This window comes from Rothia sp. HMSC071F11 (genome assembly GCF_001809115.1).
Lineage (GTDB): Bacteria > Actinomycetota > Actinomycetes > Actinomycetales > Micrococcaceae > Rothia > Rothia dentocariosa.
Genome location: NZ_KV795771.1, coordinates 227,857 through 235,341, shown reverse-complemented (window position 1 = coordinate 235,341; position 7,485 = coordinate 227,857). Strand labels below are relative to the sequence as shown.

Annotated in this window: 8 protein-coding genes and 1 pseudogene; 1 reads left to right on the top strand and 8 read right to left on the bottom strand. The window is 51.6% G+C overall.

Annotation, left to right across the window (positions count from 1 at the left end):
• Positions 1 to 72: 72 nt before the first annotated feature.
• From HMPREF2554_RS11025 to rpmH, 8 genes are all read right to left on the bottom strand, one after another.
• Positions 73 to 1,545, bottom strand: a complete 1,473-nt coding sequence (locus tag HMPREF2554_RS11025) for a ParB/RepB/Spo0J family partition protein (RefSeq protein WP_070555423.1) — start codon at positions 1,543 to 1,545, stop codon at positions 73 to 75.
• A gap of 210 nt (positions 1,546 to 1,755) precedes the next feature.
• Positions 1,756 to 2,592 (bottom strand): ParA family protein, encoded by an 837-nt coding sequence (locus tag HMPREF2554_RS11020; RefSeq protein WP_004005936.1) that lies wholly within the window; start codon positions 2,590 to 2,592, stop codon positions 1,756 to 1,758.
• Between the two features lie 505 nt (positions 2,593 to 3,097).
• On the bottom strand, positions 3,098 to 3,730 hold the full coding sequence (gene rsmG, locus HMPREF2554_RS11015) for a 16S rRNA (guanine(527)-N(7))-methyltransferase RsmG (protein ID WP_070555419.1): 633 nt from the start codon (positions 3,728 to 3,730) through the stop codon (positions 3,098 to 3,100).
• Positions 3,731 to 4,285 (bottom strand): Jag family protein, encoded by a 555-nt coding sequence (locus HMPREF2554_RS11010; protein WP_070555415.1) that lies wholly within the window; start codon positions 4,283 to 4,285, stop codon positions 3,731 to 3,733.
• A gap of 29 nt (positions 4,286 to 4,314) precedes the next feature.
• The gene (gene yidC, locus HMPREF2554_RS11005; protein WP_070555412.1) at positions 4,315 to 5,343 is read right to left on the bottom strand and encodes a membrane protein insertase YidC; all 1,029 of its coding nucleotides are present in this window, start codon (positions 5,341 to 5,343) and stop codon (positions 4,315 to 4,317) included.
• A gap of 54 nt (positions 5,344 to 5,397) precedes the next feature.
• Positions 5,398 to 5,844: a membrane protein insertion efficiency factor YidD gene (gene yidD / locus HMPREF2554_RS11000; RefSeq protein WP_070555409.1), complete on the bottom strand. Its 447-nt coding sequence runs from the start codon at positions 5,842 to 5,844 to the stop codon at positions 5,398 to 5,400.
• Positions 5,825 to 6,229, bottom strand: coding sequence for a ribonuclease P protein component (gene rnpA, locus HMPREF2554_RS10995; RefSeq protein ID WP_070521306.1), 405 nt, complete (start codon positions 6,227 to 6,229; stop codon positions 5,825 to 5,827). The genes yidD and rnpA overlap by 20 nt, the downstream gene beginning before the upstream one ends.
• Before the next feature lie 64 nt (positions 6,230 to 6,293).
• The gene (rpmH, locus tag HMPREF2554_RS10990; RefSeq protein ID WP_004005930.1) at positions 6,294 to 6,431 is read right to left on the bottom strand and encodes a 50S ribosomal protein L34; all 138 of its coding nucleotides are present in this window, start codon (positions 6,429 to 6,431) and stop codon (positions 6,294 to 6,296) included.
• Positions 6,432 to 6,875: 444 nt separating this feature from the next.
• On the opposite strand from rpmH, the pseudogene HMPREF2554_RS10985 reads away from it, so the two are divergent.
• Positions 6,876 to 7,485: pseudogene (locus HMPREF2554_RS10985) on the top strand (chromosomal replication initiation protein DnaA); the annotation flags it as partial.

Below are 7,485 nucleotides of genomic sequence, written 5' to 3'. Positions count from 1 at the left end.
GGTGATGTTTCACGTGAAACATCACCACCCCCAGTAGATTATGCGGGTAAGGATTCTAAGCTATCGCATGGACTAAGAACCTTTGAAATCAGAATCCAGAACCCGAATAATACGGTTGAGATCCTCAACGTTAGCAAACTCAATAGTCATCTTGCCCTTACGAGCACCGAGCGAAATCTTAACCGATGTATCCAGTTTGTCAGCAAACGCATCCGCAATATAGTCCAATCGCTCGTGATGCTTCTGTGGCTGCGGGGTCTTCCGCTCTTTCTCTGCCGGAGCTTCGCTCGCATGGGCAACAAGCTCCTCAACGGCACGCACAGAAAGCCCTTCATTCACGATCTTCTGAGCAATGGTCTCTATCTTTGCCTGATCGGTTAAAGTCAGCAGGGCGCGCGCATGCCCGGCAGCGATAACGCCTGCCGCTACCCTGCGCTGTACGAGAGGAGGAAGCCTAAGCAAACGAATCGTGTTTGAAATCTGCGGGCGAGAGCGCCCAATACGCTTTGCAAGCTGCTCCTGGGTGGTACTGAACTCTTCCATAAGCTGTTGATATGCAGCCGCCTCTTCAATGGGATTCAGCTGACTACGATGCAGGTTTTCCAGCAGGGCATCTCGAAGCAGATCAATATCTTGCGTGTCACGGATAATGGCGGGGATAGTTTCTAGACCCGCAGCCTGGGTTGCACGCCAACGCCGCTCGCCCATTACTAGCTCATATTTTTCGGCATTTTTCTCGCGTGAAGGGCGCACCACAATAGGCTGCAGAACACCAATCTCACGAACCGAATGGATGAGCTCAGCCATGTCTTGCTCATCAAAATCAACGCGAGGCTGTTTGCGGTTTGGGTGAATATCAGAAACTTTGATTTCTGCGAACTGAGCTCCAGGAACGGGTACGAGGTTGCTGCTACCCTCTTCCTCAGCTTCCTTCGTTTCTTCACCAAAGAAGAAATCTACCGGGCGGCGTGTTAACGTCGTATTGCGAAGTGCCGCACCCATATCCATACGAGGTTTCTTCTTCTGAACTTCGCGAGGCTGAGACAATGTTTCACGTGAAACATCTGATTTCTGCACAGGCTGCGATGTGGACAAAGAAGCAGATGAGACGTGTACACTCTCTTCTTTTTTCTCCCCCGCTTTCACGGCAGGGGCTTTAAGACTGGGTATCTTAGCCACAGAAGCCTTTTGCGGCTTCGATGAACCAGAAGGTTTCTGAGTCTCAGCAGAAGATTTCTGAGGCTTCGGTTCCGTAGCCTTTTGCGACGAAGAGATATGAACTTCTTGCTGTTCTGTGCGTTTCGTTGTCGCAGACGGTTCCTTTTTCGGGGCAGATTTTTTCTGCGGCTCCGGCTTTACGCTGCGAGTCTTCGTGCGTTTTGCCGAAGATGCGGCGGCTTGTTCCTCTTGCTGAGGTTTGCGGGTCGCCGCTACCTTTTTTTCCGCCTCTTTCTCGGCAACATCGGAAGCAGTCACAACAGGCGTCGTATTATTGGGAATGAGAGCACCCAGTCCCCTTCCGAGACCCCGTCGCTTCTCTGCCATGTTTTTCCTTCCTCACACCAAATTTTCTACCGCTCTCATGCATGCCGATTACACTTCATATGAACCTTGCAGCACCGTAAAATCTGCGCTCAGAAAATTCGGTATTTCCCTAGATATAAATCTCAAAAAGTTTATTTATGGAGAATATCGGAGTAATTACCAATCCTGATATGCCGATATTTCAGAGCATCTATATGCTCCGTATTCCTCTTAGCGGCGCGCAATTTCCTGCGCCGCTTCACGATAGGCCTGAGCACCGGTAGACGTTGGATCATAGCTAATAACGGTCTGTTGGTAGCTCGGTGCTTCCGAAATGCGTACAGAACGCGGAATCTTGGTCTGGAGAGTTTCCTTTGGGAAATGTTCCCGTACCTCTTCCGCTACCTGATACGCAAGATTGGTACGCCCATCGTACATGGTCAGCAGAATCGTACTAATCTCTAGATTGGAGTTCAGGTGTTTCTGAATCATCTGAATGTTCTTGAGCAGCTGGCTCAAGCCTTCCAGGGCATAGTATTCACACTGAATAGGAATCAGGATTTCCTCTGCCGCCACGAAAGCATTAACGGTCAGCAGCCCCAAGCTCGGCGGGCAGTCGATAAATACGTAGTCGAGCCGCCCCATCCCCTGCTGGGCACGCCACTCAGTATAGTCCTCCAGAGCGTTTTTGAGGCGTTTCTCGCGTGCCACGACCGAAACAAGTTCAATCTCTGCCCCGGCAAGGTCTATATTCGCGGGCGCGCACCACAGATTGTCGAGGTCAGGGCACTCCTGCACAATATCAGAAAGCGGAGTATCGTCAATCAAAGTGTTATAAGTGCTGGGAAGCTCCACACCATGCTCAATACCGAGAGCCGTCGAAGCATTTCCCTGAGGGTCATTATCAATGACCAAAACGTTCATTCCCGCTTCTGCAAGGGCGGCCGCAATGTTCACGGCGGTACTCGTTTTACCGACTCCACCCTTCTGATTCGAGATGGTAAAGACGCGTGTATGTGGGGGCTTGGGCAGTAAAGGCGGCGTCGAGCCACCGGGGGTGATCGTCATATATCCTCCGCGCCTGATGCTGATGGTTGATGTGTCTTTCGCCAGATAAAGATACGCACACCATGTTTCACGTGAAACATTGAATAAAGAGCATCAAGAATGTTTCACGTGAAACACCGATGCTGTCTCCGGTCTGCGCGTTCCTCTTTAAGATTACCTGTCAAAACAGCGATATACCACGTACACCCTCGACAAGTTGTCTAGGATTCGTATTTTTTCACGAAAATTTATGATTTCATCCCCAAGTATTCACTCTCAGCACAGCATCATGAACCGATTATCAACCTCTCAGCCAGGAAAATTTATACAACTTCTATTACTCATTTTTAATATTCCACATTCACGAAAAACTACGGTGCCTCCGCCGAAAGTTCCCTTTTATCTCTTGTGTACCACAAACTCTTTCTCCGGTATCAGATAAAGATCATAAGAAAAGGGGTTGAAGATACATCTGAGAATGTATCTTCAACCCCTATGAAGCTCGCAGCTTCAGAGTTTATCGAGGCTAGAGTGTAACTCGCACAACGGTTGTGGGCTCATCCAGCAGTCCCTCCCCCGCCGTCAGGATTTCGGTCTCGCGAGCCCCGTAACGGTTGAGTTTCTTCTTAGCCTTCTTGATTTCCTCTCGTGCAGAGCGCCCTTTAAGAGCCAGAAGCTCACCGGTACCGCGCAGAATCGGCAGGGTAATATCCACAAGGCCCACCAGCGCAGATACGGCACGAGCAGTCACCACATCGGCATCGACTTGCCCGATAGCCTGCTCGGCACGCGAACGCAGAATTTTTACATTCTCAAGGCCTAGATCCTCAACCACTTCATAAAGCCATGTCACGCGGCGCTCCAGAGGCTCTATGAGCGTGATCGCAAGGTCGGAGCGGGCAATAGCCAGACACAGCCCCGGCAGACCCGCTCCAGAGCCTACATCCGCCACGGATGCGCCTTCGGCGATATATTCCTGCACGGCGGCACAGTTGAGCACGTGACGAACCCATAGGCGCGGTACCTCGCGCGGACCAATGAGCCCGCGCTCAATCCCCGTCGTCGCCAAATGTTCCACATAGCGCTGTGCTAGAGGCAGACGATCGCCAAAAATTGCGGTGGCGGCTATAAGGTCTTGACCTTCACAAGGAACCGTCATTTACGCCTCCGGAAGGGAAATCACCACATGGCGACGTGTGCCTTCGCCTTCGGATTCGCTGTAGAGCCCCTGTTCAGCAACCACATCGTGTACAACCTTGCGTTCATAGGCGCCCAATGGCTTCAGGTGGAAATCTTCGCCGGAGGCACGTACCTTCTCGACGGCGTCGAGGGCTATTTCGGTAAGCTGTTCTCGACGTTGTGCACGGTAACCCGCAATATCGAGAATAAGACGCGAACGGTTGCCGCTGGCGGCCAGAACCGACAGGCGCACGAGTTCCTGCAGAGCGTCTAAGACCTCACCGCGGCGACCGACAAGGTGGCGCAGGTCTTCGTTCCCATCTTCATCATTGACCACCGAGAGGTAGATGCGCTGGTTGCGCACCTCAATATCAATATCTCCGTCAAGATCGACGATATCGAGAAGTTCTTCGAGGTAGTCAGCGGCGATATCCCCTTCTTCCTCAATCATGCTGACTTCGTCGATTTCTTCGACAGCCTCAGTTTCCGATGCGGTGCTTGGCGATTCTGCGGTTTCTTCAAATATTTCAGTCATGGTTTTCCTTGAATTTATCGATGCTGTGTTTAGTTGAGTTTCGGCTTATTCGAGTTTTTATTGCTCGATTTGTTCTGCCCGCCGCCTTTACGCTGCTGCTGTTTCTGGCGTTTCTTACTCATGGGCTGCTGACGCTGGCCCGCGGCGGCACGCTCACGCGCCTCCTCAAGCTCTTTTTCGTGCTGTTCCTTGGTTTTCCCAACGGGGGGCAGACCTTTAGCGGCACGGCGTTCGTTGAGCTCCTTCTCAGCCCGAGAACCGGGATTCGGGTTATTGCGGATAACCCACCACTGCTGCCCGAGAGCCCAGAAGTTTGAGACGGTCCAGTAGTACATCACTCCCAGGGGGAAGTTAACGCCTGTAACCGCGAAGATAAGAGGAAAAACGTACATCATCATCTGCTGCTGACGGAACATCGGGGAGCTTTTAGCTGCCTCGGACATGTTCTTGGCACTGAGCTGTTTCTGAATGAAGAACTGGGTACCGCTCATGAGCAGAATCATGATGATGGCCTGGGCAACGGTGGCGGTATGATTGCCGTTGCCGGGGTTCATCATGGTCGAGAAGATGGGTGACCCAAAGATATAGGCTTCGTTGAATTGTTTAACCAGTTCCGCAGGAAGCAGCAGAATATCTTCGTTGTTTGCAGCCGCACCAGAAACACCCATGAGCACCTGATAGAGACCGAGGAAGATCGGCGTCTGCGCGATAATCGGCATACAGGATGAAAAGGGGCTGGTGCCGTGCTTCTTAAATAGTGCCATCTGTTCCTGTGCCATCGCCTGGCGGGAAAGCTGGTCTTTCTTCCCCTTGTATTTGGCCTGCAGCTTTGCAAGATCGCCCTGCATGGCGTTCATACCGCGCATCGCTTTAATCTGTTTGACGAAAAGGGGGATGGTGAGGGTACGCATAACCAGGGTCAGGCAGATAATGCACAGCACCCAGGTAAAGCCCGAAGACGGATCCATACCAATACTGGTAAAGATCGTGTGGAAGAACCACAGCACCGCAGACACGGCCAATTTAAAGGGCCAAAGGATCATGTCAAAAATGTTCACGGGAGTTTTTCTCCTTATGACTCGGCTAAGTCTTTGTAGGAATCTCGACAACCGTTAGTGGTTGTTCGAGTGAGTTTCTAGGGGATGGTTCAGGAGCATAATTTTAGGTTCCTGACCGGAGGCAAAGGTTCGTTTTCCGGGCGGAACGGGGTCGATTCCGCCGGTTGCCCAGGGATTACACCGCAGGATGCGCCGCACGGTCAGGCTGAGACCGCCGAGGGCTCCATGAGTGGTGACCGCTTCTAACCCGTAGGCGGAGCAGGTCGGATAATACCGGCATACATCCCCATAGAGAGGGGATACGACTTTACGGTAAGCCTTAATAAGCCCAATCAGAATATTCTGCGGCAAGGTGTAGACCGCATGTAAAAAAGATACCGGATGCACAAACTCATGGGGCGCTTGCGCGAGGCGGTCATCGGGATCAAGCTGATGGGTGTGGGGATGGTGTGTACTGCTGTGATGAGGGTGAAAACGCTCATCACATCGACGATGGTTCATAGTCCCCTCCCCCACGGTTTTCAACATTGCAGCGCTGATCTTGACGGTCAAGTTTTTTCAGGGAGGATTCTAGGGCACCTCGATAGTCTGCGCGTAATTCTTCCCAGTTCGCTCCAGCGGATGCGGGAAGCGCCCGCACGGCAATATACAGTCCCTGCGGGTAGGCGCTAACGGTTGCGGCAGCGAGTTCACGCAAACGCCGTTTAACACGGTTACGAGTCACAGCATTTCCGACGGCTTTTGACACAATGAAACCTATCCGGGTTGTATTTCCGGGTTTTTGAGCCGTATATACAACTAAGTTCCGGCGCCCTGAGCGGGTACCGGAACGAAAAGCCGTGGAAAATTGGGAGCTGGTGCGCATCCGGTGCTGGATTGGCAGCACGTTTTCCTTCCCTGTAGTGGAAAACCCGCTAACACGAATGCGTTAGCGGGTTTTGCTGAGTTCTTTATGCCGAAAGCTTGGAACGACCCTTGGAACGACGGTTCGACAGGATAGAACGACCGGCACGAGTACGCATACGAAGACGGAAACCGTGTTTCTTCGCACGACGGCGGTTATTCGGCTGGAAAGTACGTTTACTCATACTTATCTCCTTGGACACAAAATCCTACCCGCTGGCTAGGATTTCTAAGCTTTTTCGTGCCCGATGGTACCTCGACACTTCGAGGTAGGCGGTACACATACAACAGAACAACTCTAGAAGAGTCTATGCTGCAAAGCAAGTTAATCCGCCCCACACATAACCCCAGGTTATCCCCAGGTTGTGGGGATTAGACTATCCACAGGTGTTCTCAACGGGCCTTCAAAACATCATATCCACAGTTTTCCACATCCTTGATATACACTTAATTTCCTTGATATATCAAGGAAAAATAACGAAATTCAAGAATTTTTCAACCGGTTATCCTCAGGAAAGACACATTTTTTCCACATTGTGTATAACTCCTGTGGATAAGCTATTTATGATGTATATAACCTACGGTAGAATCGGTACATATCTTTGTCATCTTTACGAGGGGAACCACTGATGAACGCTGAGCACACGCAGCTTCAGGAACGCTGGGAACAGGTCATAAGCATTCTGCAAGCGAATCCTGAGGTCTCTCAGCGTCTGCGTGGTTTTGTGAGTCTTGCACAGCCTCAGGCTTTCGTGGGAACCGTTCTTCTGATTGCCGTTCCCAGTGAACTAACCCGCAATATTTTTCAGTCTCAGCTCAAGGCACCCTTCCAACAGGCTCTGACCACCGTTTTTGGTCCCGGTGTATCAGAGGCTTTTACGATTGATGAATCGCTTGCGCAAACATCTCAGACGGTTTCGCCTTCGATACCGCAGATCGAAGATGATTCTCCTATGCCCCCACTTCATGAGGTTGAGGCCGAGCTCCACACCCCTGTACCGCCTCATCAAACTGCGGATGTGCCCATTGCCGACGCACCGGCAGCGTCACCGGTTGATCCCGCCATCTTCGCCGAGCGCCCGCAGAGTTCTTTCCCCTCCCCCACCGATTTTTCCGAAGTACACACGCCGCAGCATGTGGACTCTGCCGTTCCCGCTCAGCCGACTTCTTCTCATGAAGAGACTGAGGACATTTCTTCCCCAGCCACGGATACTCATACCGCTGTTTCTTCGGATTCCG

Coding starts and splice junctions, on each gene's coding strand:
- HMPREF2554_RS11025 (WP_070555423.1), bottom strand. CDS start 1,545: ATGGCAGAGAAGCGACGGGGTCTCGGAAGGGGACTGGGTGCTCTCATT.
- HMPREF2554_RS11020 (WP_004005936.1), bottom strand. CDS start 2,592: ATGACGATCACCCCCGGTGGCTCGACGCCGCCTTTACTGCCCAAGCCC.
- rsmG (WP_070555419.1), bottom strand. CDS start 3,730: ATGACGGTTCCTTGTGAAGGTCAAGACCTTATAGCCGCCACCGCAATT.
- HMPREF2554_RS11010 (WP_070555415.1), bottom strand. CDS start 4,285: ATGACTGAAATATTTGAAGAAACCGCAGAATCGCCAAGCACCGCATCG.
- yidD (WP_070555409.1), bottom strand. CDS start 5,844: ATGAACCATCGTCGATGTGATGAGCGTTTTCACCCTCATCACAGCAGT.
- rpmH (WP_004005930.1), bottom strand. CDS start 6,431: ATGAGTAAACGTACTTTCCAGCCGAATAACCGCCGTCGTGCGAAGAAA.